This is a genomic window from Parachitinimonas caeni (assembly GCF_030129945.1).
Lineage (GTDB): Bacteria > Pseudomonadota > Gammaproteobacteria > Burkholderiales > Chitinimonadaceae > Parachitinimonas > Parachitinimonas caeni.
In genome coordinates, this window is the sequence record NZ_JARRAF010000007.1 from 36,511 (window position 1) to 61,854 (window position 25,344).

The 25,344-nt window shown below is 56.5% G+C and carries 18 protein-coding genes and 4 tRNA genes; 15 read left to right on the forward strand and 7 right to left on the reverse strand.

Going from position 1 to position 25,344, the window contains the following annotated elements; genetic code table 11:
* Positions 1-8 precede the first annotated feature (8 nt).
* From pgi to PZA18_RS07860, 11 genes are all read left to right on the forward strand, one after another.
* A complete protein-coding gene (gene pgi / locus PZA18_RS07810; protein ID WP_284100264.1) occupies positions 9-1,658 on the forward strand; it encodes a glucose-6-phosphate isomerase in 1,650 nt (549 codons plus the stop codon).
* 369 nt (positions 1,659-2,027) lie between these two features.
* Positions 2,028-2,849 (forward strand): SHOCT domain-containing protein, encoded by an 822-nt coding sequence (locus PZA18_RS07815; protein WP_284100265.1) that lies wholly within the window; start codon positions 2,028-2,030, stop codon positions 2,847-2,849.
* Positions 2,850-3,002: 153 nt separating this feature from the next.
* Positions 3,003-5,657, forward strand: coding sequence for a pyruvate dehydrogenase (acetyl-transferring), homodimeric type (gene aceE / locus PZA18_RS07820; protein ID WP_284100266.1), 2,655 nt, complete (start codon positions 3,003-3,005; stop codon positions 5,655-5,657).
* 114 nt (positions 5,658-5,771) lie between these two features.
* Complete coding sequence (aceF, locus tag PZA18_RS07825) at positions 5,772-7,406, forward strand: dihydrolipoyllysine-residue acetyltransferase (RefSeq protein ID WP_284100267.1); 1,635 nt, start codon at positions 5,772-5,774, stop codon at positions 7,404-7,406.
* Positions 7,407-7,505: 99 nt separating this feature from the next.
* Positions 7,506-8,147 (forward strand): glutathione S-transferase family protein, encoded by a 642-nt coding sequence (locus PZA18_RS07830; protein ID WP_284100268.1) that lies wholly within the window; start codon positions 7,506-7,508, stop codon positions 8,145-8,147.
* Positions 8,148-8,213: 66 nt separating this feature from the next.
* Positions 8,214-9,995, forward strand: coding sequence for a dihydrolipoyl dehydrogenase (gene lpdA / locus PZA18_RS07835; RefSeq protein WP_284100269.1), 1,782 nt, complete (start codon positions 8,214-8,216; stop codon positions 9,993-9,995).
* 56 nt (positions 9,996-10,051) lie between these two features.
* Positions 10,052-10,192, forward strand: coding sequence for a hypothetical protein (locus tag PZA18_RS07840; RefSeq protein WP_284100270.1), 141 nt, complete (start codon positions 10,052-10,054; stop codon positions 10,190-10,192).
* A gap of 125 nt (positions 10,193-10,317) precedes the next feature.
* Positions 10,318-11,421: an AAA family ATPase gene (locus PZA18_RS07845; RefSeq protein ID WP_284100271.1), complete on the forward strand. Its 1,104-nt coding sequence runs from the start codon at positions 10,318-10,320 to the stop codon at positions 11,419-11,421.
* A gap of 1 nt (position 11,422) precedes the next feature.
* Complete coding sequence (locus PZA18_RS07850) at positions 11,423-12,136, forward strand: DUF4435 domain-containing protein (RefSeq protein ID WP_284100272.1); 714 nt, start codon at positions 11,423-11,425, stop codon at positions 12,134-12,136.
* Between the two features lie 349 nt (positions 12,137-12,485).
* Positions 12,486-13,979 carry an MBL fold metallo-hydrolase gene (locus PZA18_RS07855; RefSeq protein ID WP_284100273.1) on the forward strand — a complete coding sequence of 498 codons (1,494 nt, stop codon included), beginning with the start codon at positions 12,486-12,488 and terminating at the stop codon, positions 13,977-13,979.
* Between the two features lie 120 nt (positions 13,980-14,099).
* Positions 14,100-14,708 (forward strand): hypothetical protein, encoded by a 609-nt coding sequence (locus PZA18_RS07860; protein WP_284100274.1) that lies wholly within the window; start codon positions 14,100-14,102, stop codon positions 14,706-14,708.
* A 124-nt stretch (positions 14,709-14,832) separates the two neighbouring features.
* On the opposite strand, the gene pyk is transcribed toward PZA18_RS07860, so the two are convergent.
* Positions 14,833-16,257, reverse strand: a complete 1,425-nt coding sequence (pyk, locus tag PZA18_RS07865) for a pyruvate kinase (RefSeq protein ID WP_284100275.1) — start codon at positions 16,255-16,257, stop codon at positions 14,833-14,835.
* Between the two features lie 271 nt (positions 16,258-16,528).
* On the opposite strand from pyk, the gene PZA18_RS07870 reads away from it, so the two are divergent.
* The 4 genes from PZA18_RS07870 (at position 16,529) to PZA18_RS07885 (ending at position 16,974) form a co-directional block, all read left to right on the forward strand.
* A tRNA-Gly gene (locus PZA18_RS07870) sits at positions 16,529-16,604 on the forward strand.
* 26 nt (positions 16,605-16,630) lie between these two features.
* A tRNA-Gly gene (locus tag PZA18_RS07875) sits at positions 16,631-16,706 on the forward strand.
* A gap of 90 nt (positions 16,707-16,796) precedes the next feature.
* A tRNA-Cys gene (locus tag PZA18_RS07880) sits at positions 16,797-16,870 on the forward strand.
* A gap of 14 nt (positions 16,871-16,884) precedes the next feature.
* Positions 16,885-16,974: transfer RNA gene (locus PZA18_RS07885), tRNA-Leu, on the forward strand.
* A gap of 484 nt (positions 16,975-17,458) precedes the next feature.
* Here PZA18_RS07885 and nadC read toward each other — a convergent pair.
* From nadC to clpB, 6 genes are all read right to left on the reverse strand, one after another.
* Positions 17,459-18,301: a carboxylating nicotinate-nucleotide diphosphorylase gene (nadC, locus tag PZA18_RS07895; RefSeq protein ID WP_284100276.1), complete on the reverse strand. Its 843-nt coding sequence runs from the start codon at positions 18,299-18,301 to the stop codon at positions 17,459-17,461.
* A gap of 209 nt (positions 18,302-18,510) precedes the next feature.
* On the reverse strand, positions 18,511-18,744 hold the full coding sequence (locus tag PZA18_RS07900; protein WP_284100277.1) for a hypothetical protein: 234 nt from the start codon (positions 18,742-18,744) through the stop codon (positions 18,511-18,513).
* Between the two features lie 50 nt (positions 18,745-18,794).
* Positions 18,795-19,007: a hypothetical protein gene (locus PZA18_RS07905; RefSeq protein ID WP_284100278.1), complete on the reverse strand. Its 213-nt coding sequence runs from the start codon at positions 19,005-19,007 to the stop codon at positions 18,795-18,797.
* A 647-nt stretch (positions 19,008-19,654) separates the two neighbouring features.
* Entirely contained in the window at positions 19,655-20,440 is a 786-nt protein-coding gene (gene fabI, locus PZA18_RS07910) for an enoyl-ACP reductase FabI (RefSeq protein WP_284100279.1), read from the reverse strand.
* A 122-nt stretch (positions 20,441-20,562) separates the two neighbouring features.
* On the reverse strand, positions 20,563-22,185 hold the full coding sequence (locus tag PZA18_RS07915; RefSeq protein WP_284100280.1) for a methyl-accepting chemotaxis protein: 1,623 nt from the start codon (positions 22,183-22,185) through the stop codon (positions 20,563-20,565).
* Positions 22,186-22,419: 234 nt separating this feature from the next.
* Positions 22,420-25,008 (reverse strand): ATP-dependent chaperone ClpB, encoded by a 2,589-nt coding sequence (gene clpB / locus PZA18_RS07920; RefSeq protein ID WP_284100281.1) that lies wholly within the window; start codon positions 25,006-25,008, stop codon positions 22,420-22,422.
* Between the last annotated feature and the right edge of the window lie 336 nt (positions 25,009-25,344).

The following is a 25,344-nucleotide window of genomic DNA, read 5'->3' on the forward strand; positions in this document are numbered from 1 at the left end:
AACCCAAGATGTCAGCGCTGACCGAATCCCCCGCCTGGCAGGCGCTGGGCAAACATTTTCAGGCGATTTCCGGCCTGCATATGCGCGAGCTGTTCGCCGCCGACCCAGGGCGTAGCGACGTCATGTCGATCGAAGCCTGCGACATTCTGCTCGACTACTCGAAAAACCGCGTCACGCCGACCACGCTGAAGCTGCTGATCGACCTGGCACTGCAGGCCGGGCTGCCAGATCGCATTGAAGCCATGTTCAATGGCGAAAAGATCAACGTCACCGAAAACCGTGCGGTTCTGCACACAGCTCTGCGCAACCGCGCCAATACGCCGGTCATTGTGGATGGCGAAGATGTCATGCCCAAGGTCAACTCGGTGCTCGAACGCATGGGCAATTTCTGCAATGCCGTGCGCAATGGCGACTGGCTGGGCTACACCGGCCAACCGATTACCGACATCGTCAACATCGGGATCGGCGGTTCTGACCTCGGCCCGTTGATGGTCTGTGAGGCGCTGAAGGCATTTGGCCACCCCCGGCTCAACATGCACTTTGTATCGAATGTCGATGGCGCCCAGATCGTCGATACCCTGCGCAAATGCCATACCGCCACCACCCTGTTCGTCATCGAATCGAAGACGTTCACGACCTCGGAAACCCTGACCAACGCCCACACGGCCCGCGACTGGTTCTTGCGGTCGGCACGTTACGAATCGACGATCGCCAAGCATTTCGTCGCAGTATCAACCAATGCCAAGGCTGTCGCTGAATTCGGCATTGATACCAACAATATGTTCGAGTTCTGGAACTGGGTAGGTGGGCGCTATTCATTGTGGTCCGCCATCGGGCTGCCGATTGCCCTGTATCTGGGTCGTCAGCACTTTCTCGATCTGCTGGCCGGCGCGCACGAGATGGACCAGCATTTCCGCCATACGCCGCTTGAGCGGAATATGCCGGTGATGATGGCGTTGCTGGGCATCTGGTATGTGAATTTCTTCGGCGCGGCCAGCCACGTCATTACGCCCTACAACCAGAGCCTGCACCGCCTGCCGGCGTATATGCAGCAGCTGGACATGGAATCGAACGGCAAATCGACCGACATGAATGGCCATGCCGTCGATTACCAGACCAGCCCGATTATCTGGGGCGAAACCGGCATCAACGGTCAGCATGCCTACTTTCAGATGCTGCATCAGGGCACCCAGCTCAGCCCGATCGACTTCATTGCCTCAATCGAAAACCCTTCAACCCTGCCGCGCCATCACACCATTCTGCTGGCCAATTTCTTCGCCCAGGCTGAAGCCTTTATGCGCGGCAAGACCGAGGCCGAAGCACGCGGAGAACTGCTGGCGGCCGGGATCGAAGGTGAGCAGGCCGAGCGGCTGTTGCCCCACAAGATTTTCGGCGGCAATCGCCCCTCCAACACCTTGCTGCTCGGCCAGCTCGACCCGACCACACTAGGTGCCTTGATTGCCTTGTATGAACACAAGATTTTCTGTCAGGGCGTGATCTGGAATGTGAACTCGTTCGATCAGTGGGGGGTGGAACTGGGCAAGCAGCTGGCCAAACAGATACAGGCCGAGCTCGACATCGCCGCGCCCACGCAGAGCCATGACAGCTCGACCAATCGGCTGATCAACTTTTACAAGCAGCGGGCCCGCAACGGATGATCTGAAGAAAGCCGGCCGAAATCCTGGGCTTGCAGGCAGATTTTTTCAAAATCCTGACAACCGGCTAAATCATGAAATTTCAAAGCCTTAGCTGTAAATCCCGCAGCACAGCAGGGGTTTCGCGGGAATCCCGAGTTTTTGCTCTGGCCCGCTTGGCGGCAAAATAGAGTTTTCTGCCTAGGCCAAGAGTGCCAATTGCTTGATCCGCATGCAGGCCAACGCAGGGGAATGCCGTATAGATTCACCTGTTTGTCTGCCTGCTGCCCCCGGAAGCCGGTCAAACCGACCGATTTGCCAAGCAGACTGCCCCTATTTGCTGCATGGGTGGTTTCCGGAATCCCTATCCGCTACTCGAAGGAACCAAAGCCAATGCGTCCATTTCGCACCCTCGTCGCACTGACTGCCCTGCTGGCAGCCAGCTCGTCATTCGCCGCGACCCGAATCTGGAGTGATGGTCTCGACGCCGTTCAGCTTGATACTGCGGCCGGAGCAAGCAATCTGCACCCATTCCAGCTCCCGCCAGAACAGGTCATGAAGCTGGTGGCAAACCTGCATAAGCAGGTCAAGGGCACGCCCGCTCCCATGCTTGACAAGGATGCCATCGCCCCCTTGGCAACCGCGCTATCCAAAGCGCTGGCGCAAGCCAAGCCCAATGAGGATGTACTGTTCCAGTTTTCGTATCGGCCAATGGGGATTCTGATTGCGCCACGGCAGCTGGCAGCCGGCCGGGCATTTATCGAAAATGGCCAGCTCAATCTGATCTTCGGGATGTGTGATGACGAGTTCGAGGCCTATCAGCTAGGCACCAAGCGCAGCAAGCCAGTGAATTACGGCAACCGGGCCAAGGCCAGCGGTCTGGATTGTGTGCTGGCCCCGGTACAGGGTGTCACCCTGGCCGCAGGGCGCAATGATTGGCTGCGACTGGATCTGACACCCGTCAGCCAGCCCAGCCCGGTAACCGCCACCCTCGCCCCCAGCCAGGTCGAGGCACCGCAACCTGCAGCCAGCTTGCCCTTGCCCGTGGCGACACAACCGATTGCCCCGGTTTCCAAGCCATCGCCTTCGGTCATGCCCAGCCCAGCTTCGCGCATTGAGGAGCGGCTGGTACTGCTGAAGCGACTGAAAGAGAACGGTTTGATCACCGATGCCGAATATCAGGAAAAACGCGCCGCAATCCTGAAAGAACTGTAAAGCAACTGGTTTAAGGTTACGTCTGCCAGAGCTAGCCCCCTATACAACCAATCACAAGAGTCAGACGGCCAGCCTGCAGCAACCCTGCAGATGCTGGCCGCAAACCCATAAAAAATGTCCAAGAACCCACCTACAACTCACAAGGTAAACGAGATGGCAGAGCACCACGACGACATCGATCCACAAGAAACGCGCGAGTGGCTCGAAGCACTGGATGGCGTCATTGACGCAGAAGGCCCCTACCGCGCCCACTACCTGATCGAGCAGCTGATTGAAGAAGCCACCCAGAAGGGGGCGAATATTCCTTACAGCGCCACCACGCAGTACATCAACACGATTCCCGTCGAGTCGGAGCCGCCTTTCCCCGGCAACACCACCATTGAGCACAAAATCCGTGCCTACACCCGCTGGAATGCGATGGCGATGGTGGTGCGCGCCAATAAGAACACCAATGTCGGCGGCCATATCGCCTCGTTTGCTTCAGCCGCTACCCTTTACGACGTGGGCTACAACCACTTCTGGCACGCTCCAAGCGACCAGCATGGTGGAGACCTGATCTTCGTGCAGGGCCACTCTGCACCGGGCGTCTATGCGCGTGCCTATATGCTGGGCCGCCTCTCCGACGAGCAGATGGACAACTTCCGCCAGGAAGTCGGCGGCAAAGGGCTGTCGAGCTACCCTCACCCCTGGTTGATGCCGGATTTCTGGCAGTTCCCGACCGTATCGATGGGTCTGGGGCCTCTGATGGCGATCTACCAGGCCCGCTTCATGAAGTACCTGCAAGATCGTGGCTTTGCCACCACCAATGGCCGTAAGGTCTGGGCCTTCTGCGGCGATGGCGAGATGGACGAGCCGGAGTCACTGGGCGCCATCGGCATGGCGGGCCGCGAAAAGCTCGACAATCTGGTGTTCGTCATCAACTGTAACCTGCAGCGGCTGGACGGCCCGGTACGGGGTAACGGCAAGATTATTCAAGAACTGGAAGGCGATTTCCGTGGTGCCGGCTGGAATGTGATCAAGCTGATCTGGGGCACCAAGTGGGATGCGCTGTTCGCCCGGGACAAAAAGGGCGTTCTGGCCAAGCGGATGATGGAAACTGTCGATGGCGAATACCAGACCCTCAAGTCCAAAGACGGCGCCTGGGTGCGCGAGCATTTCTTCAATACGCCCGAGCTGAAAGCGCTGGTGCAGGATTGGTCGGACAAGGACATCTGGGACTTGAACCGTGGCGGTCATGACCCAGCCAAGATCTACGCGGCCTTCAAAGCGGCCAGCGAGTCAAAAGGTCGCCCGACCGTGATTCTGGCCAAGACCGTCAAGGGCTACGGCATGGGTGCGGCTGGCGAGGCGATGAACATCACCCACCAGCAGAAAAAGCTCGATATTGATTCGATCCGCCAGTTCCGCGACCGCTTCGAGATTCCAGTACCGGATGATCAGCTGGAAAACGTCCCCTTCATCAAGTTCGCCGAAGGCTCGCCAGAACTGGAATACATGCGCGGTCATCGCATGGCGCTGGGCGGCTATCTGCCGCAACGGCGCAAAACCGCCTACCCGCTGGAGATCCCGCCACTGGGCAGCTTTGACGCCCTGCTCAAAGGCTCGGGCGAAGGCCGCGAATACAGCAGCACCATGGCCTTTGTGCGGATGCTGACGCAGTTGCTGAAAGACAAGCATCTGGGCCGCCATATCGTGCCGATTGTGCCCGACGAAAGCCGGACCTTCGGCATGGAAGGTCTGTTCCGCCAGGTAGGTATCTGGAACCAGGAAGGCCAGAAATATGTGCCGCAGGACGCCGACCAGCTGATGTTCTACAAGGAATCGAAAGACGGTCAGATTCTGCAGGAAGGCATCAACGAAGCCGGCGCCATGTGTGACTGGATTGCCGCCGGCACCAGCTACAGCACGCATGGCGTGCCGATGATCCCGTTCTTCATCTACTACTCGATGTTCGGCTTCCAACGGATTGGCGATCTGGCCTGGGCAGCGGGAGATATGCGCACCCGTGGCTTCCTGCTGGGCGGCACCGCTGGCCGGACCACGCTCAATGGCGAAGGCTTGCAGCACGAAGACGGCCACTCGCACCTGATCTCGGCCACCATCCCCAACTGCGTCAGCTACGACCCGACCTTCGGCTATGAAGTCGCCGTCATCGTGCATGACGGCATGCGCCGCATGTATGCCGAGCAACAGGATGTGTACTACTACATCACCCTGATGAACGAAAACTACGAGCACCCCGCCATGCCGGCCGGTGCCGAGTCCGGCATCATCAAGGGGATGTACAGCTTCAAGAAGGCCAACGAGGGCAAGCTGCGGGTACAGCTGCTGGGTTCCGGCACCATCTTCATGGAAGTCATCGCCGCGGCGAAGCTGCTGCGTGACGATTGGGGCGTCGAAGCCGACCTGTGGAGCTGCCCGAGCTTTACCGAGCTGGCCCGCGACGGCATGGCGGCCGAGCGTCACAACCTGCTCAACCCGGCGGCCGAGCCACGCAAGGCCTACGTCACCGAACAGCTGGAAGCCACTACCGGCCCCATCATCGCCGCCACCGACTACATGCGCGCCTTTGCCGAGCAGATTCGCGCTTACGTGCCCCGCAAATATGTGGTGCTCGGTACCGACGGTTTCGGTCGCTCCGACACCCGCGAGCAACTGCGCAGCTTCTTTGAGGTCAACCGCCACTTTGTCGTGCTGGCCGCGCTCAAGGCGCTGGCCGATGAAGGCCAGATTGACCGCGCCAAGGTTGCCGAAGCCCTTCTCAAGTACGGTATCGACCCGGCCAAGCCAGCCCCCTGGACCGTTTGATACGGGTTCAGCCCCTGCCCCGCCTTCGGGCGGGGCCCCGGCCGCCGCAGGGCGTGTATTGACGGGATCGGCCCGCTGCCAGGACAGCGGCCGCACCCAAACAGGAAAACACAGATGAGCCTGATTGAACTCAAAGTACCCGACATTGGCGATGCCAAGGATGTCGATGTAATCGAGGTGTTCGTCAAAGTTGGCGACGCCGTGAAGAAGGATGATTCGCTGATTACGCTGGAAACCGACAAAGCCAGCATGGAAGTCCCCGCCACCGCCGCCGGCGTGGTCAAGGAAGTACGCCTTAAGGTAGGCGACAAGGCCAGCGAAGGCGTGGTGATTGTGGTGGTCGATGCCGTCGCAGCCGGCGCCAGCGCACAACCCGCAGCGCCAGCCCCGGCCGCCGCACCGGCACCCGTTGCCACTCCGGCGCCTGCCGCTACGCCAGCGGCCACCAGTGCCGTCATCGAAGTGAAAGTACCCGATATTGGCGATGCCAAAGACGTGGATGTGATTGAGGTCTTTGTCAAAGCCGGCGATGCCATCAAGCAGGATGATTCGCTGATTACCCTGGAAACCGACAAGGCCAGCATGGAAGTCCCCAGCCCGGCCGCCGGGGTGGTCCAAAGCGTCAGCGTCAAGGTGGGGGACAAGGTATCGGAAGGTCATCTGATTCTGACCTTGGCTAGCAGCAGTACCGCCAGCACACCCGCGCCACAGCCGGCCACCGCACCCGCCGCCGCGCCGGCAGCAGTCGTTGCCCCGGCCCCCGCGCCAGCCGCCGCCTCCGTGGCAGCCCCGGCACCCGCAGCCGCTCGCATCGACGAAGCCGGTTTCCGGGCAGCCCATGCCAGCCCTTCTGTTCGCAAATATGCGCGCGAACTCGGCGTCGATCTGGGCCGCCTCAAAGGCACCGGTCCCAAGGGCCGGATTCTGGCCAACGATGTTCAGGCTTTCGTCAAAGGTGTGATGAGCGGTGCCACCGCCTCCCCAGCCGCCGTACCGGCCAATGGTTCGGGCGTTGGGCTGGATCTGCTGCCGTGGCCCAAGGTGGACTTTGCCAAGTTCGGCCCAGTCGAATCCAAGCCGCTCAGCCGCATCAAGAAGATCTCGGGTGCCAATCTGGCCCGCAACTGGGTGATGATTCCGCACGTCACCCAGTTCGACGAAGCCGACATCACCGAGATGGAAGCCTTCCGCAAGGAAATGGGCGAAGAGCTGAAAAAGCAGAACCTCAAACTCACCCCGTTGGCCTTCATCATCAAGGCCGTGGTCGCTGCGCTGAAGAAATTCCCCGAGTTCAACGCCAGCCTTGATGGCGATAACCTGGTGCTCAAGCAGTATTTCCACATCGGCTTTGCCGCCGACACCCCGAATGGTTTGGTGGTGCCGGTGATCCGTGATGCCGACAAGAAGAGCCTGATCGAGATCGCCACCGAAACCGGTGCGCTGGCCGCCAAAGCCCGCGATGGCAAGTTGCTGCCCACCGAAATGCAAGGTGGCTGCTTCTCGATCTCATCGCTTGGCGGCGTCGGCGGCACGGCGTTCACGCCTATCGTCAACGCACCGGAAGTGGCGATCCTCGGCGTTTCCAAATCCAGCATCAAGCCCGTGTGGAATGGCAGCGAGTTCGCCCCCCGCCTGATGCTGCCGCTATCGCTGAGCTACGACCATCGCGTGATCGACGGCGCCTCGGCCGCCCGCTTCACCACTTACCTTGCGCAAGTGCTGGGCGATATCCGGCGGTTGATGTTGTAAGCCCTGCGCCGGTAAGCGCCATCTCAGAGGGCGCCTACCGCTCGATCCTCGCCCCTGCCGCTGCTGCGGTGGGGGCTTCTGTGCGAGAAAGGTCGCTCCATGCTCCAGCTTTGTTACAGCCCCGGTACCGCCAGCATGATTCCGCACCTGCTGCTGCGCGAAATGGGGTTGCCCTTTGAGTTGCGCTTGTTTGATACCGAGCAGCAGGCCCATCGGTCGGCCGAATACCTGCGGCTGAACCCCAATGGTCAGATCCCGACCTTGATTGACGACGATCTGGTCATCTACGAAACCGCTGCCATCTGCCTGCACCTCGCCGACCAGCACCCAGCGGCCGGCATGGCCCCGGCTCTGGGCAGTGTCGAGCGCGCCCACTTCTACAAGTGGCTGATGTGGCTCAACAACACCCTGCAAACCACGCTGATTGTCTATTTCTACCCCGACCGCTGGGCCGATGACGAAGCCGCCATCGCGCAAGTACAGCAACACGCCGAAGCCAAAGTTGGCAAGCTGCTGGATCTGCTGGATGCCGAGCTGGCACGCCACGGCGGGGAATGGCTGCAGGGTGATCGCTACAGCGTGCTGGATGCCTACACCTTCGTGCTCTGTCGTTGGACCCGCCGCTTCGCCCGCCCGGCGCGCGATTTGCCGCACCTCGGCCCCTATCTGCGGCGGATTCTGGCGCGACCGGCCACGCAGCAGATGCTGGCAGGTGAAGGACTCCCGGAACCCTGGATCTGAAACGCCAGCGCTTAGCCCCCTCACATACTGATTGCCGCCGGCTGTGGCGGCATAAACGGATACACCATGAGCACAATCGAACTGAAAGTACCCGACATCGGCGACTACAAAGACGTCGATGTGATCGAAGTTTTCATTAAAGCTGGCGATCAGATCGCCAAAGACGACTCGCTGCTGACGCTGGAAACCGACAAAGCCACCATGGAAGTCCCGGCCAGCGCAGGCGGCGTGGTGAAAGAAGTCAAAGTGAAAGTTGGCGACAAGATCAGCCAGGGCACGGTGATTGCCGTTGTGGAAGCCAGTGCTGCCGCCACGGCCACTGTCAGCCAGCCGGCGCCGACAGCAACCGTTGCACCAGCACCAACAGCCAGCCCGGCAGTTGCCCCCCAAGCCGCCACCCACACGGGCAGTGCCGATGCCGAATACGACCTGCTGGTACTGGGTGCCGGCCCCGGTGGTTACTCCGCCGCATTCCGTGCGGCCGATCTGGGCCTGAAGGTGGTACTGGTCGAACGCTATGCCACCCTCGGTGGCGTCTGCCTGAATGTGGGCTGCATTCCCTCAAAAGCCTTGCTGCACAACGCAGCCGTGATCGACGAGGTTCGCCATCTGGCCGCCAACGGTATCAAATACCCCGAGCCGGAAATCGACATCGACGCGCTGCGGGGATACAAACAGAAAGTGATCGGCAAGCTGACCGGCGGCCTCGCCGGCATGGCCAAGGCCCGCAAGGTCGAGGTGGTACGGGGCCTGGGTCAGTTCATTGACCCTCACCATGTTGAAGTCGCACTCACCAGCGGCGAAGGCCAGGCCACCACTGGCGAAAAGAAGGTACTCAAGTTCAAGCAGGCCATCATCGCTGCCGGTTCACGCGTGGTGAAGCTGCCCTTCATTCCGGAAGACCCACGCATTGTCGACAGCACCGGCGCGCTTGAATTGCGCGAAGTCCCCAAGAAGCTGCTGATCATCGGTGGCGGCATCATCGGGCTGGAAATGGGCACCGTTTACTCCACGCTCGGCGCCCGCCTTGATGTGGTGGAAATGATGGATGGCCTGATGCAAGGCGCCGACCGCGATCTGGTCAAAGTCTGGCAGAAGATGAACGCCCACCGCTTCGACAACATCATGCTCAAGACCAAGACAGTAGCCGTCGAAGCCCGAGCCGATGGCATCTGGGTAACGTTTGAAGGCGATGCCGCCCCCAAAGAACCACAACGCTACGATATGGTTCTGGTCGCCGCCGGTCGCGCCCCCAATGGCAAGCAGATTGGCGCCGACAAAGCCGGTGTCGCCGTGACTGACCGTGGCTTTATTGAAGTCGATAAGCAGATGCGCACCAACGTGCCGCACATCTTTGCCATTGGCGACATCGTGGGCCAACCGATGCTGGCCCATAAAGCCGTCCACGAAGGCCATGTCGCCGCAGAGAACGCCGCTGGCCATAAAGCCTACTTCGACGCACGGGTCATTCCTGGCGTGGCCTACACCGACCCTGAAGTGGCCTGGGTGGGCGTCACCGAAGACGAGGCCAAGAAAAACGGCATCAAGATCGAAAAAAGCGTGTTCCCATGGGCCGCCAGCGGTCGCGCCATCGCCAATGGCCGCGACGAAGGCTTCACAAAGCTGATCTTCGATGCCGAGACACATCGCATCATCGGCGGGGCCATGGTAGGCACCCATGCGGGCGATATGCTGGGCGAAATCTGCCTGGCCATCGAAATGGGCGCCGACGCCGTCGATATCGGCAAGACCATTCACGCCCACCCCACTCTGGGCGAATCGATTGGCTTGGCTGCAGAAGTATTTGAAGGCAGCTGCACCGACCTGCCACCGCAACGCAAGAAGTAAGCGGCTATAGTGAAACAGACAGGCTCCCGCCTGTCTGTTTCACCAGTGAGGCCGCCATGACCAAGCGCACCCGGACGCTTTATTGGATCGCCGTCATCCTGTCCCCGATTCTGGCTTTGTGCATGCTGATGGCTACCATTGTCTTCGCCCGCCTGAATGCCGCAGGAGCACTACCTGCCGACAGGGCGGGATACTAACCATATGCAAGTTTTGTTTGATCGATATTTTCTACTACACTTAATCTCAAACATTAATCAAAATGAAATAACCAAGCATATGTCACTTCCACCAATCAACACAATCAAACAAGGAGCCGCAAGAAATGCGAATAACTAATTTAAAAGTATTCGGCTTTATGAATAGAACACCACCCCTAGAGATAAAATTTCAAAATGACTTAAATATAATAACCGGAAGAAATGGATCTGGAAAAACCAGCTTACTGAAATTAATTTGGTACATTTCCAGTGGAAATATATTAATGGCATTAAGGGAAATTGATTTCAAAGAAGCAACACTAGAGACAACTGAATACGAATGCAAAATTACAAGACAATCCTCTCAAACATGTAAAATTTTACTTAGCCATAACGGAAAAACAGAAGAATTCAGTGACAAATATGACCAAGAAGGAAATGTAACTGACAATGCTGAAGACTTTGTAGACACCATTCTACAGGAAATAGGTTCATCTATTTTCTTCCCCACTTTTCGACGGATAGAGGGTGGATTTGGACTAACCACTAGCAACACAAGACTTTCACGAGCAAGAATTGAGTTAGAAGAATCCCTATCTTCTCTAACACATCAGCTCAGCAGCAAGAAGCATAAACTTATCTCTGCACTCAGTACATCGGACATTGTGAATCTCATTGCCCAACAATATAGCGACCTATCAGACGAGTATGAAAAGCGACAAAAGAAAAATTCTCAATCAATAATAAAATTAATTAAAGATTTCAAAAAACAAGAAAAAGAAGAACAAAACAGCACAGCAATAGATCTAATTGAGAAAATAAATGAATCCATTGAAAAGATGGACCAAGAAAGAGAGGAGATTATGAAACCACTATCATCCGCAAAAAATTATGCCCTTAAGCTTGTGCGCCCATCTGGCATCAAAATTGCGAAGCGTTTTTGCTTTGGAGATATTGCATCAGCAATTCAATCCGAAGTCCTTTCCTCAGGAGAAAAACAAATGTTTAGCTTTATTTCTTACAATGCCTTTTACAAAGACTCTCAAATATTTATTGATGAACCGGAGTTAAGTTTGCACGCAGACTGGCAAAGGCAACTGTTTACAACCTTAGCCAATCAAGAATCATCAAATCAATTTATAGTTTCGACACACTCGCCATTCATTTACAGTAAATATCCTGACAAAGAAATTCAGATTGAGTCCTCTCGTGGTGACGAGGAACTATAAGATGAGAAAAAAGGAAGCAATAACCCTTACTGAACTACTCTCAACTTTAGAGCATTCCAACCTGCCTACAATTCTCGTCGAAGGCGACGATGACCTCATCATATACAGACGACTTGAAACCATATTCAGCGACAAGGAAGTATCGGTTCTCTCGGTCGGCGGAAGAGAAAATATAATCAGCATATTCGACCAGCAAGACAAATTAAAATTAAGTTACAAAATTGGATTTATTGCCGATCAAGACACGTGGATAGTCACAGGAATACCTGAGCAATATAAAAATAAGAACATTATCTTCACCACGGGCTACTCTATTGAAAACGACTCGCTTATAGATAGCAATTTACTAGAAACCCTCACAACAACAGAGAGAAATATTTTCTTTCAAAACCTAACAAATTTCACAGCATGGTATGCAACTGAGCTAAATCGCCACATTACCGGAGAAAGCGCATCAATAAAAAAACATCCTAATGATGTCTTAAAACAATCACATGAACCAACCATTAAAGCAAAACCACTATATGACCTAATTATTGAAAAATATCAGACCCATATTAGAGGAAAGTCATTGCTAGCTCTTTTCCTTCTGAGTCAAAAATGCAAAAACCCCAATATCAAGCATCACCACACAACAATACTTGCAACAGTAGCCGCAAGACCTGGAGAGTTAATACAAAAGATATATAACGAAGCAGGAGAAATATTTAAATAAAAGCAAAGAAAATATTTTCAACCAAACACAGTCCATCTTATACGTCAGACACCCCCACTTAAACCACCCCATAACAAACATCCCGTTCGAAAGTAAATATAAATCTTATTATCACATAAGTATGATTGTCATTACACACCTCATCGAGAGAATATTCCACCTCACTTTTACTAGCAATTAAACAAGAAACTTTGCGGCATATTAAAAACGAATCTGACGAATTTGATTAAATTGCCGAATGGTAAAGCCAGTCTAATTTTAATACATCTAACCCATTCCAAATGACCAAGCAGAACTTTGCCAGTTTCGCAGCGTCGAACAGGCCCCTCTTTCACTGGAATCCCCTCTGATGCGCACTTTCATGCTGACCGCTGCAATGTCTCTGGCTTCTGTGTCCGGCAACGCCGCCGGGACGGCTGAACCATCTGGCGCCCAGGCCGTGCAAGCGATCTTGAACCGAACCCTGGCGGCGCATGGTGGCGCCGAACGTCTCCGTGTGGCGGCTGGGTTCAGTTTCGAGCTATCGGGCGGGTTTTATGCGCCCCTGCAAGCGCGTGGCTACCAACCGCCTTTCGAGCCGATGCCGTTTCAGGGGCGCTATGTGTTTGACTGGGCCGGCAGTACGAGCATGGTGGAAAGCAAAACGGTGTTTCCCGGTGGCTATACCGTTCACACCCGGGAGTTAGGGGGGAAGGAGCCTAAGGTTTTCGATCTGCACCGGCATGCTTATAGTCGAAGTGCTTCGCTCGGCCAGACTGCCAATGCCTTCCGCTTTCACCCCTTGCTGTTGTTGCGCCAGCTTAGCCGTAGCGACGCCGAGCTGACCGATGGCGGCACTGACACCTTCTTTGAGCGTCCGGTACACCGTCTGCAGGCACGCTGGCCAGGGTTGGCATCTGCCATCGAGGTGATGATTGATCAGGAAACCATGCTACTGGCGGGCTACCGACTGCCCCGCAGTTATGCCTTGCAACCCCAGGGCATGAATAAGGTCCGCTTTCTGGCGTATCAGGATCAGGCGGGCTTGCGCTTGCCGACGCGGATTACCGGTGAAACCCTGGCCATGCCCAGGCTGGGTTTCGAGATGACGCTGGCAGACCAGAAGCTGGGGCCGGTCAGCTTGGGCGATTCGGCAAGCAGCGCTGCCGGCTATATCGAGACCCCGCCCGAATCAGCACTCGCCCCGCATATACGTGAGCTGGCGCAGGATGTGTATCTGGTCGAGCATCTGGGCGGTCAGGATTATGCCTCGCTGGTGCTTGTATTCGATGACTGGGTCGCTGCGGTGGAAGCCCCTCTCAACGAGAAGGCCACGACCGAGTTACTGGCTGCCATCCAGCGCATCGCCCCTGGCAAGCCACTCAAAACCATGATTCTGACTCATCACCATGACGACCACGCCGGCGGTCTGCCTGCTGTCGTGGATCAGGGTATCGGCGTACTCGCCCCCCAAGGCGCAGAAGCCACCTTGCGGGCAATTGCGACGGCCAACCGCCCTGGCCAATCGCTGAGTTTTGACGGCATCGCCCCAGACAGCAAACGGGTGCTGGCCGACAAGCATCATCAGGTGGAAATCTACAACGTCAGTGGCAATCCGCATGCCGAACAGATCCTGACGATCTATCTGCCCTCCGAGAAGTTGTTGTTTCAGGCGGATATGTTCACCAACCACGAACTACAACAGAGCAATGGCCCGGCCAACGCTGGCGGCATCGCCTTTGTGCGCTGGCTCAAGGCCAAGGGCCTGGCGCCAGAACGCATCGCCGGCGCACATGGCACCGTTGCCAGCCGCGCCGACATTAATTTGATGCTGAAAGCGGCGGGGGAATCGTTACGCCTGTAATGGCAGGCAGGGTATTTGCTTCATGAAGCGCAGGCTCGGTAGCCCATTGGTTCGCCGAGCCCGTGCATCAGAGCGGCAGAAATGACGCTTTGACCTACACTGTGTATGACAGGAGGGCTTATGAAGAGGTTATGGCAAATTTGCGCCGCACTGGCGCTCTGCATGCCATTGGGCAGTAGTTATGCGGCCTACACGGTGAAGGTCACCATGTCGATGCCTAAAGGCACGACTGGTGAAAAGCCTGCTGCCAACTTCCCCACCAACACCAAGATCATCCCCTGCGACGGTCCCGGCTTTGATGCGATTTCGTTCAGCGTGACCTACGATGCCTCCAACGCCAACAAGACGGTTGATCGTGATCTGTTCATTTTCCTGCACACCCCCGATGGTTCGGGCATTCCACGCTTTCTGGTCGCCAAAAAGCAAAATCTGGGGTCCAACTTTATTTTTCTACCCCGTGAGGACGTGAAATCCTTGCAGCCTAAGGGCGACTACTTTATCCCGCGTACCGAAAACCTCACCGGTGGCGGCCCTGTCACAACCGTCTTGATGGATACCGTATCGGTCCAGGCGGCAAGTTCTGGCATCTGGCAGCTGATCGCCATCGTCGGCGATGGCAACTCGCCAAAATTCAGCTTCGACAACCCCAGCACCTGGGATGCCTGGGACGTCGCCACGGTAATGTTGCGCAAGCCCTGGGTCGGCTTCTCTACCCAAACCTGCCAGTAGGGCGTCGTTGTACAAGGCTGTGGCCTCCCACAGCGGCAATTTCCGCCACCCTACCGGCCAGAATTGCAAAAGGGCCGGCAATTTGCCGACCCTTTCTTACTTATCCATCAAATACCGGTGCAGATCAGCGACGATCGGCAATACGCAAGATTTTCATGGTGTTGGTGTTGCCTACCAGGCCCACGGTATCGCCGACGGTAATTACCACCAGATCCCCCGGCTGCACCCATCCTTGCCGTAGCAACTCAACTTCAGCCGCCAACAGCAACTGCTCCCGGTCGCGATCATGCGCCAGCATCAAGGGATAGACGTCGCGGAACAAGGCGAGACGGCGATAAGTCTGCACTTCGGGGGTCAGAGCATAGATGGGCACACCACAGTTCACCCGTGACATCCAGAGCGCCGTAGCGCCGGTCTGAGTGAGCGCCACAATCGCCTTGACCTTCATATGATTGGCCGTAAACAGCGCAGCCATCGCAATGGATTGGTCGATACGTGTGAACTCGCGCTGCAAAAAGGCGCGATCCAACACATAGTCGGACGACTTTTCGGCTTCCAGGCAAACACGAGCCATCGCTTCAACCGTCTCGACCGGATACTTGCCCGCCGCCGTCTCGGCCGACAGCATCACGGCATCGGAGCCATCCAACACGGCATTCGCCACATCCGAAACTTCCGCCCGCGTAGGTACCGGGCTGTTGATCATCGACTCCATCATCTGTGTGGCGGTAATGGTGAGCTTATTGCGCTCACGCGCCATGCGAATCATCCGCTTCTGCAACGCCGGCACGGCCGCATCGCCTACCTCCACCGCCAGGTCACCGCGCGCCACCATGACACCATCGGAAGCGTCGAGCACCTCTTCGAGGTTATCAATCGCCTCGGTCCGCTCCACCTTGGCAATCACCTGTGCATGACCGCCCGCTGCTCGCAGCAAGGTTCTGGCCATATACATATCCGCACCGCTCTTGGGGAAGGAAACCGCCACGTAATCCGCCTCCAGCTGCGCCGCAACCTTGATGTCATCCATGTCCTTGGAGGTCAGCGCCGGGGCCGACAAGCCTCCCCCCTGCCGGTTGATGCCCTTGTTATTCGACAGCACACCCCCAACCCTGACGCGACAATGAATCTCGGGCCCAGCGACAGAAACGACTTCGAGCACAATACGACCATCATCCAGAAGCAGCACCGCGCCAGCCTCCACATCACGCGGCAGATCTTTGTAGTCCAAGCCGACCCGCTCGGCATTTCCTAACTCGCAGGTGGCGTCGAGAATGAAGCGATCACCATTGTTCAGCGTTACTTTGCCTTTCTCGAATTTACCGACGCGAATTTTCGGGCCCTGCAAGTCAACCATCACCCCAACCGGCACCCCAAGCTTGCTACCCACTTCGCGAACCACTCTGGCACGCTCGATATGATCCGCCGCACTGCCATGCGAGAAATTCAAGCGAACAACGTTGACGCCAGCCGATATCAACTTCTCCAGCACGGCTTGATCATTGGACGCTGGCCCCAGCGTTGCGACGATTTTGGTACTGCGTTGCATAATGTTGTTGTCCCCTAATAATCCATGCTTTGCCATAACGACCCAACGCCAGCCACATTCGAGCAAAGCCTGCGCTAGATCAACATGCGTTCGTAGCCCATTTTACACACCAAACCCATAGTAGCCCGGTATCTCATGTAGCAAAACTACATATAAGCCTTCCCGCCAGCCACCCAACACCGCGCATAAAAGTTTTTACACAAAACGCTTGACACACATTTCAGATCACCTATAATTGCGGCTCTTCGATCAACACGAAGTCTGAAACAAAGCGGGAATAGCTCAGTTGGTAGAGCACAACCTTGCCAAGGTTGGGGTCGCGAGTTCGAGTCTCGTTTCCCGCTCCAAAAAATCAGGCTTTTGTTGCAAAGACGCGGGAATAGCTCAGTTGGTAGAGCACAACCTTGCCAAGGTTGGGGTCGCGAGTTCGAGTCTCGTTTCCCGCTCCAAATTCTTCATGCTTCGTTGCCAAAAATAATTACCCTAGAATTCTGGCAACAGAGTAAACCCTATCTAGAATTAAGCAGTAATTGGATAGCGGCGGGTTAGCAAAGTGGCTATGCAGCGGATTGCAAATCCGTAGACGTCGGTTCGATTCCGGCACCCGCCTCCAAATTCCTGCCATCCGCCCGGGTGGTGAAACTGGTAGACACAACGGACTTAAAATCCGTCGGGCCTAAAACGCCCGTGCCGGTTCGATTCCGGCCCCGGGCACCAATACCTCTTCTTACAGCTCCATAAAATCCCGCCAAATCCTTGCTGCACAAGGGTTTTTAGGGATTTTCGATTAGCGCCACCCCTCGCATTTTTCTGTACTTTCTCGCCACTATTACGCCTTTTTTACGCCAATGGCTACTTGTAGAGAGCGCGGGAGGCGGCAGAATAATCCCCCCGAAAGCCGCAGAGATCATAAGTAGAATTTTCTCGAATAGAGGGAGTCCTCACAGATGAAGAGATCAAGGTTTTCGGACAGCCAGATCATCGCGGTACTGAAGCAGGCGGAAGGACACCGTCCGCTATGATTGACTGGGCCATCACCTGTTCGAGCGATCTCCGAGGTTCAGGAGCACGCAACTCGCTGGCTCTGGCTTCGCCATCATGAACTCCCGAATATAGCCTTGGGTGGCATCATTCCAAAACAGCGGCTGGCTATGGCCACTTGGCTCTACTTCTAACCCCCATTAAAAATGGGGGATTACCGTTACAATTCAAAGCGCATGGAGAGGTCTACGGCTTGCACATCTTTGGTGAGGCGGCCGATGGAGATGCGGTCTACCCCGGTCTCGGCAATGGCGCGAACGGTGGTTTCGTCTACGCCGCCCGATGCCTCCAACAAAGCCCGCCCAGCGGTACGCTGGACGGCTTCGCGCATTTGTTCCAGCGACATATTATCAAGCAGGACCGACACTGCGCCGGCGGCCAGGGCCTCTGCCAGCTGAGTGAGGGTTTCCACCTCCACTTGGATGGTGACATGCGGTCGCGCCAAGGCATTTGCGGCTTGCATGGCAGCAGTGATGCCGCCGGCCGCCATGATGTGATTTTCCTTGATCAGAATGCCGTCGTAGAGGCCGATGCGCTGGTTGTCACCACCGCCAACGCGGACAGCATATTTCTGCGCCAGTCGCAGTCCGGGCAGGGTCTTGCGGGTGTCAAGAATACGCGCCTGGGTGCCAGCTACGGCATCAACGAAGCGGCGGGTGATAGTCGCGGTAGCAGATAGGGTCTGCAGAAAATTCAGCGCACTGCGTTCAGCGGTCAGCAGCGCCCGGGCAGGGCCTTCGATCTCGCACAGAATGGTTTCAGCCGCTACGGCATTGCCCTCTTCCGCTCGCCACTGCACCTGGCAGCGCGCATCCACCTGCCGAAAGCACTCATCAAACCAAGCCTGGCCAGCCACCACGGCATTCTGGCGGGCAATCACTCGAGCCCGACCGATCCTGTCTTCGGCAATCAGGCGAGCAGTCCAATCCATCTCTCCAATATCTTCATTCAGAGCTTGCGCAACATTTGCGGCGATGACGTGATGGGGAGGAAGCGGGATCATGGCGTTCTCTCAAAACTGAAAGCCCGATTTTACCCTGCAACGATGTGGCGCTGCCGGTTGGATCCGGTTACGCCCAGACAAAAAGAAATGGCGGCCAGAGGCCGCCAGAGTCAGGGAGAGTTACTACCGAGGAAAAATCTTTGCCTGTGTGGCATCGGAGCAGCCAGGTTACCACCCCGCAAATCTGTCTGATGACACGTCTTATGCGCTCAAGACCGATCCTGCGTTACCGGTGCTGCAGCCACTTCGGTATTACGTGGAGTCTTGGCTTTGGCAACAGCGGTGACCTGATCCCCTTCACCGCGAACCAGCATGGCACCGTAGGTGACTTCAAAAGGCGTTGCAAACTTGCTTACTATCAGCGACAGCCCCAGGAACAAGCTGCCTGATATCGCCAAGGAGGCGAAAAAAATTGCTGTTCTGCTGGGTTCGCGGGTTTCCATGATCATTTCCTTTTAGCAAATTCAAGCTCGAAGTTGGGGTGGCCTGGCGATCAGGATTGACGTGAGGCCTGCTTTACTTCAGCCAATTGCTTGTTTTGGCTTGCCATGTCGGAGCCTTCTGCCTTGGCGGTAACCTGGGCGTAGGTTCTTTCGATCGGCATTACGAGTGCTTGTACCGTAGCGGCGATTCCCAGGAACAACCCGCCGGCGATGACGACCGAAGCAGTGATCTGGGCGACCGGGTTGATTTCGCGGGTTTTCATGTTGCGCTCCTTGGTTTGGCGTTTGTTGCAAGTCTGGTTTCAGAATCTGTTGCCGTGTGTCGTTCGGCGTTGAGTGAAATTTACGCCACCTCATTTCAGGTCTCGACCGGCTTGCGACGAATTGCAGATTCCGGGGGATCAACTGCCAGAATTGGCGACGAACTTATTCCGCACTGCACCGAAAACACATGAAACAAAGACCCGAACACTTGGTATAGAACGCGACCCTGCCAGTACGAATACTCGTTTTCCCTAGGTTCAGACCATTTCTTACCCCCAATTCCGAAAATTAAGTATTTTATTAATTATCAATAGGTTACATAAAGTAATCTAAGCAGTTTTAGTCTAGTGAGATAGAAAATCTGTATTAATGCCTGATGACATGCGTCACTTGTCTAGTTGTCTGAACAGGTAAAATTCACTCGAAAACAAGCATGCTGCAACGCAGCACAAACAGGTTCACCGCTCGCCTGTCTGCGTGATGAAATGCGGTTATTGCGGGATGAGTGGGGACAAATGTGGCGTGAAATGCAAGCAGACGAATTGCCGCATTGCCCGATAGCAAGGGATGCAACAGTTGCCAAAAATAATGCCGCGCCTTCGCAGGATGCAAAGGCGCGGCATTTGGGATCGACGTTAAGGAAAGCTTATTCGGCCAAGCCAGCGGCCGTTGTGCTGTAACCACCATCAACGTGAGTGATCTCGCCGGTAATGCCGCTGGAAAGATCTGACAGCATAAAGGCGGCTACATTGCCGACCTCTTCGATCGTCACATTCCGGCGCATCGGCGCATGGGCTGCTACATGGTGCAGGATCTTGGAGAAGCCTGAAATGCCGGCAGCGGCCAAGGTCTTGATCGGTCCAGCCGAAATGCCATTGACACGAATCCCTTCCGGCCCCAGTGAAGACGCCATATACCGCACATTCGCCTCCAGGCTGGCTTTAGCCAGGCCCATCACGTTGTAGTTCGGTACCGCACGCTCGGCGCCCAGATAGCTGAGGGTCAGCATCGACGCATTGCGATTCTGCATCATCGGGCGAGCCGCTTTGGCCAGTGCGGCAAAGCTGTAGGAACTGATGTCGTGGGCAATGTGAAAGGCTTCGCGGCTGACCGAGTCGAGGTAATCCCCCGACAGGGCCTCACGCGGCGCAAAGCCAATAGAGTGGACCAAGCCGTCCAAGCCATCCCAGTGGCTGCCAAGTTCAGCGAGCATGGCTGCGATTTCCTCGTCGCTCGATACATCACAACGCAAGATGATGTCGCTGCCAAACTCGTGGGCCATATCAACAACACGGTCTTTGAGCTTGTCGTTGACGTAAGTAAACGCCAGGGTCGCACCTTCGCGCTTGCAGGCTTCTGCAATGCCATAGGCGATGGAGCGATTGGAGAGTAAACCGGTAATCAGAATTTTTTTGTTGGCTAGAAAGCCCATGCTGAGTCCTTCCGGTGGTTCCTTGGGTAGAAGCGGCCGATTATAGCTCGCCAGCGCGCCAGTGGCGCTGCCTGCCAAAGAAGCCCTGCACAGACAGGGCGGACTCAAGCCTTCCTGCCGGACTATTCAAGCCGGAAACGTGAACTCGCCTGATGCAATCCGGCAGCCAGCTGTTCGAGTGTTCTGACCGAATCGGACACCATCACCAGCTCCTGATGGGTAGACTCGATCATGTCACCGATCTTGCCGATGTGGGTGACGATGCGGCGGTTGGCCTGATCATTGCGCTGGATCTCTGCAGCAATTGACCGGGCACTCTGATCCGAGCGCTGTACCAGACCTTGTGTCTGGCCAATCGCTTCCGCGACCTCCTGCACCACCGCCTGGCTGCTTTCGATAGCGCTCGAACCCGATCCAATCGCCGCCAGAACCTCTTTCGACTGCTGCGCCAATGCCGCTGTCACCGTGTTGATCTCACTGGCAGATTGAGCAGACTTCTCGGCCAGTTTGCGCACCTCATCAGCCACCACCGCAAAGCCCCTGCCCTGCTCGCCGGCCCTGGCCGCCTCAATCGCCGCGTTCAGTGCCAGCAGATTGGTTTGATCAGCAATTTCCCGAACCTGCTGGGTCATCAGGCTGATCTTGTCAGTATTTTGTACAAACACCCCCACCAGATCGGTGATTTCACTGGTCGATGCCTTGATGATCTGCATCTCCTGCATCAACTGGCTGGCCTTGCCGGCACCGGCATTGCACGATCGCAAGCTCTCCTCCGACATCGCCGCCATCTCCCGCGCCGAATCGGTCATGGTGGAAATACTCTGCGCCAAGGAGCCCGCATCAGCAGTGGTCTGCGCGGCTTCGCTGGTCTGTTCACGAGAGGTGGAAGTTACCACCTGCGCGGCATGGGCCAAGCCCTTGGCCGACCCCAGCACGGCGTCCGCCCCTTCATGCACTTGCCGTACGGTTTGAGTCAGGCCCGATACCATTTCCTGCACCACCCGTTGCAAACGCCCGATCTCATTCTGCCGATCAACCTCGATCCGCACGCTGAGATTGCCGGCCGCAACCGCCTCCGCCACGTCCGTCACTTGCTTGAGGGGATGAGTAATGCTGCGGGCAATCAACACCCCCGCGACTACCGAGGCGCCAATCGCCACCACACTTACCAGCGAGACGACGACGGTAATCGCCGATACCGAATGCCAGATGGTGTCCGTTGCCTGCTTAATCTGGCTGCCATGAAACTTCACCAGTTTTTCCAGTTCGGTCTGGATAGCCTGCATATCCGCCGTACTCGCCAATACCGTATTGGATGCCTCCATCCGGTCGAACTTCAGCGCTAGATCAATGGCTTTCTCTACCACTGGTTTGATTTTGGCCGAAAGCGCCTTGATCGTGGTCACGCTAGCGCGCGTCTGCGCATCGTCAGCCGCTTTTTCGAGTGCTGCGATGCCCGATTCAAATTGCTGTTGCCGGCTTCGCAAAGCGGCAATCTCTGCTTCCAGCTGCTTTTGCTCATCAATCATCAGCAAATTGCGAACACCGATGCCAATAGCCATTCCATCCGCCTGCACTGCCACCACCCGCTGATTCTGGGGCACGACTTCATCCTTCAGCGCATCGACGCCACTTTTGATCCGCCCCCCGTTGGCAATGGCTGTCAACGCAACAATCAGCAGGCTGACAATGGCCGTGCCAAAGCCAATACCCAGACTAGTACCAATAGAAAATGACCTGAGCATTGAAGATTCCTCCGTATGACTACTTATATATAACGCAGTCCATTAGGTTCTGTTGGGTCTTGCGGACATGACATTCACCAATCCCCCGTAAATCCGCCCTAATTAGTCACAGAACGCTATCGGTTGCCCCCACGGCGAGTCACGGCAAGGGCATTGGCAAAAATAAAAAAGGACCGCCCTATCTGGGACAGTCCTTGCAAATTGGTATTGAACCGAGGTTCACGTAGCGGGTGGTTAGTCCCCGCTAGCCTTCCCAAACCGGATCACCCCTTCCTGGCTATCCACCTTGATGGTATCGCCCGGTGCATAGCGGCCTTCGAGGATGCACTTGGCCAGCGGGTTTTCGATTTCGGCCTGAATGGCGCGCTTGAGTGGGCGGGCCCCATACACCGGGTCGAAACCAGCTTCGGCGATCTGCGCCAACGCGGCTTCGGTCACTTCCAGCCCCATTTCCATACCACGCAGACGTTGCTCCAGCCGTTTGAGCTGGATACGGGCGATGCCGGCAATGTTCTTGTCGGACAGTGCATGGAACACCACCACATCGTCGATCCGGTTGATGAACTCGGGCCGGAAGTAGCTCTTGACCTCTGCCAATACCGCCAGCTTGACCACCTGATAGTCATCATCGGCCATGGTCTGGATATGCTGGCTGCCCAGATTGGAGGTCATCACCACCACGGTGTTTTTGAAATCCACCGTGCGCCCCTGCCCATCGGTCAGGCGGCCGTCGTCGAGCACCTGCAGCAGTACGTTGAAAACATCGGGGTGGGCTTTTTCCACTTCATCCAGCAGGATCACCGAGTAAGGCTTGCGGCGCACGGCTTCGGTCAGATAGCCGCCTTCTTCGTAACCCACATAGCCGGGTGGCGCACCAATCAGGCGGGCCACGCTGTGCTTCTCCATAAACTCACTCATGTCGATACGGATCAGGTGCTCTTCCGAGTCAAACAGGAAGTTGGCCAGCGCCTTGCACAGCTCGGTTTTACCCACGCCAGTCGGCCCCAGGAACAGGAAAGAACCATAAGGCTTGTTGGGGTCGGCCAGCCCGGAACGCGACCGACGGATGGCGTCGGAGACCAAGCGCACCGCTTCATCTTGGCCAATCACACGGCGGTGCAATTCGTCTTCCATCCGCAACAGCTTGTCGCGCTCACCTTGCATCATCTTGCTGACGGGGATACCTGTGGCGCGGCTGACAACTTCGGCAATTTCCTCGGCGCCCACCTGCGTCCGCAGCAGGCGGTTGGGTGATTTGCTGCCTTCAGTCGCTTCAGCCGCTTTCAGCTTGCTTTCCAGTTCAGGCAACTTGCCGTACTGCAGCTCACTCATCTTCTGCCAGTCACCCTTGCGACGGGCGTCTTCCATGGCCTGCTTGAGCTTGTCGATTTCTTCTTTGATGGCCTGCGACCCCAGCACAGCGGCTTTTTCGGCTTTCCAGACCTCTTCCAGATCGGCGTATTCGCGTTCGAGCTTGGCCATCTCCTCTTCCAGCAGCGCCAGCCGCTTCTGCGAGGCATCGTCCTTCTCACGCTTGACGGCTTCGCGCTCGATCTTGAGCTGGATCACCCGCCGTTCCAGCTTGTCCATGCTCTCGGGCTTGGAGTCGATTTCCATCTTGATGCGGGCGGCCGCCTCGTCGATCAGATCAATCGCCTTATCAGGCAGGAAGCGATCCGTGATGTAGCGGTGGCTCAGCTCGGCGGCAGCCACAATGGCCGGATCGGTAATTTCCACCCCGTGGTGGATTTCATATTTTTCCTGCAGGCCGCGCAGGATGGCGATGGTGTCTTCAACGCTCGGCTCATCAACCAGCACCTTCTGGAAGCGGCGTTCCAGCGCCGCATCTTTCTCAATGTATTTGCGGTACTCATCCAGCGTGGTGGCACCGATGCAATGCATTTCGCCCCGTGCCAGCGCCGGCTTGAGCATATTGCCGGCATCAATCGCGCCTTCGGCCTTGCCGGCGCCCACCAGCGTGTGGATTTCATCGATGAACACGATGATCTGGCCTTCATCCTTGGCGATTTCGTTCAGCACCGCCTTCAGCCGCTCTTCAAACTCGCCACGGTACTTGGCACCGGCCAGCAAGGCAGCCAAATCCAGCACCAGCAGACGCTTGGATTTGAGCGATTCGGGCACCTCGCCATTGACGATGCGCTGGGCCAGACCTTCGACGATGGCGGTCTTGCCAACACCCGGCTCGCCAATCAGCACCGGGTTATTCTTGGTGCGACGCTGCAGCACCTGAATCGCCCTGCGGATTTCATCATCGCGGCCGATTACCGGATCGAGCTTGCCTTGGCGCGCCCGCTCGGTCAGATCCAGGCAATACTTGGCCAGCGCTTCGCGCTTTTGCTCGACATCCTGCGAATTGACCGCCTCCCCCCCACGCACGGCCGTAATCGCTGCGTCTAGCGCGTCTTTCTTGCCGCCATATTCCTTGAGCAGACGGCCGGCCTCACCTTTGTCATCCGCCAACGCCAGCAGGAACAGATCAGACGAAATAAACTGGTCCCCCCGCTTGCTGGCGGCTTTGTCGGTAAGGTTGATCAGATTCGTCAGCTCTTTGGATAGGGTGATCTCGCCCCCGGTGCCTTGCACCTGCGGCAAGCGCTTGATGGCCTGATCGAGTGCTGTGCGCAACGGGTTGACGTTGACCCCGGCCCGCGCCAGCAACGAGGCGGTACCGGAGTCTGCATCGGCCAGCAAGGCCATCAGCAGATGAACCGGTTCGATATAGGGGTTGTCATTGGCCAGGGCCAGGGATTGCGCCTCGGCAAATGCCTGCTGGAATTTGGTAGTGAGTTTGTCGAATCGCATGGCGCGTCCTCCGCTAGATGTCGTGTATGCAGCTTAGTTGGGGCAACGATCCGGGCATTTCAAGCCGGGGAGACTTCGTGTTGAACAGTGTAGAGCGGTCATCTGCATGGTTTTTGAGCCAACGCAAATTCCGGCCAGCCTTCGGCCCGGTTAACCGTCTTTCGTCTCCTTCTTTTCGTCATTGGTCGCAACCGAACTGGGCAGACGGCATCTGCTGCGGCATGCTCACTTCAAGCACCACAAGGAAAGAGGCGCCGAAAGACAAACGCTGGCCGGGGTTATCCTGGCCAGATGGGGCAGATAGCACCCTGCGCCATACAATCGTTTGAAATCAAA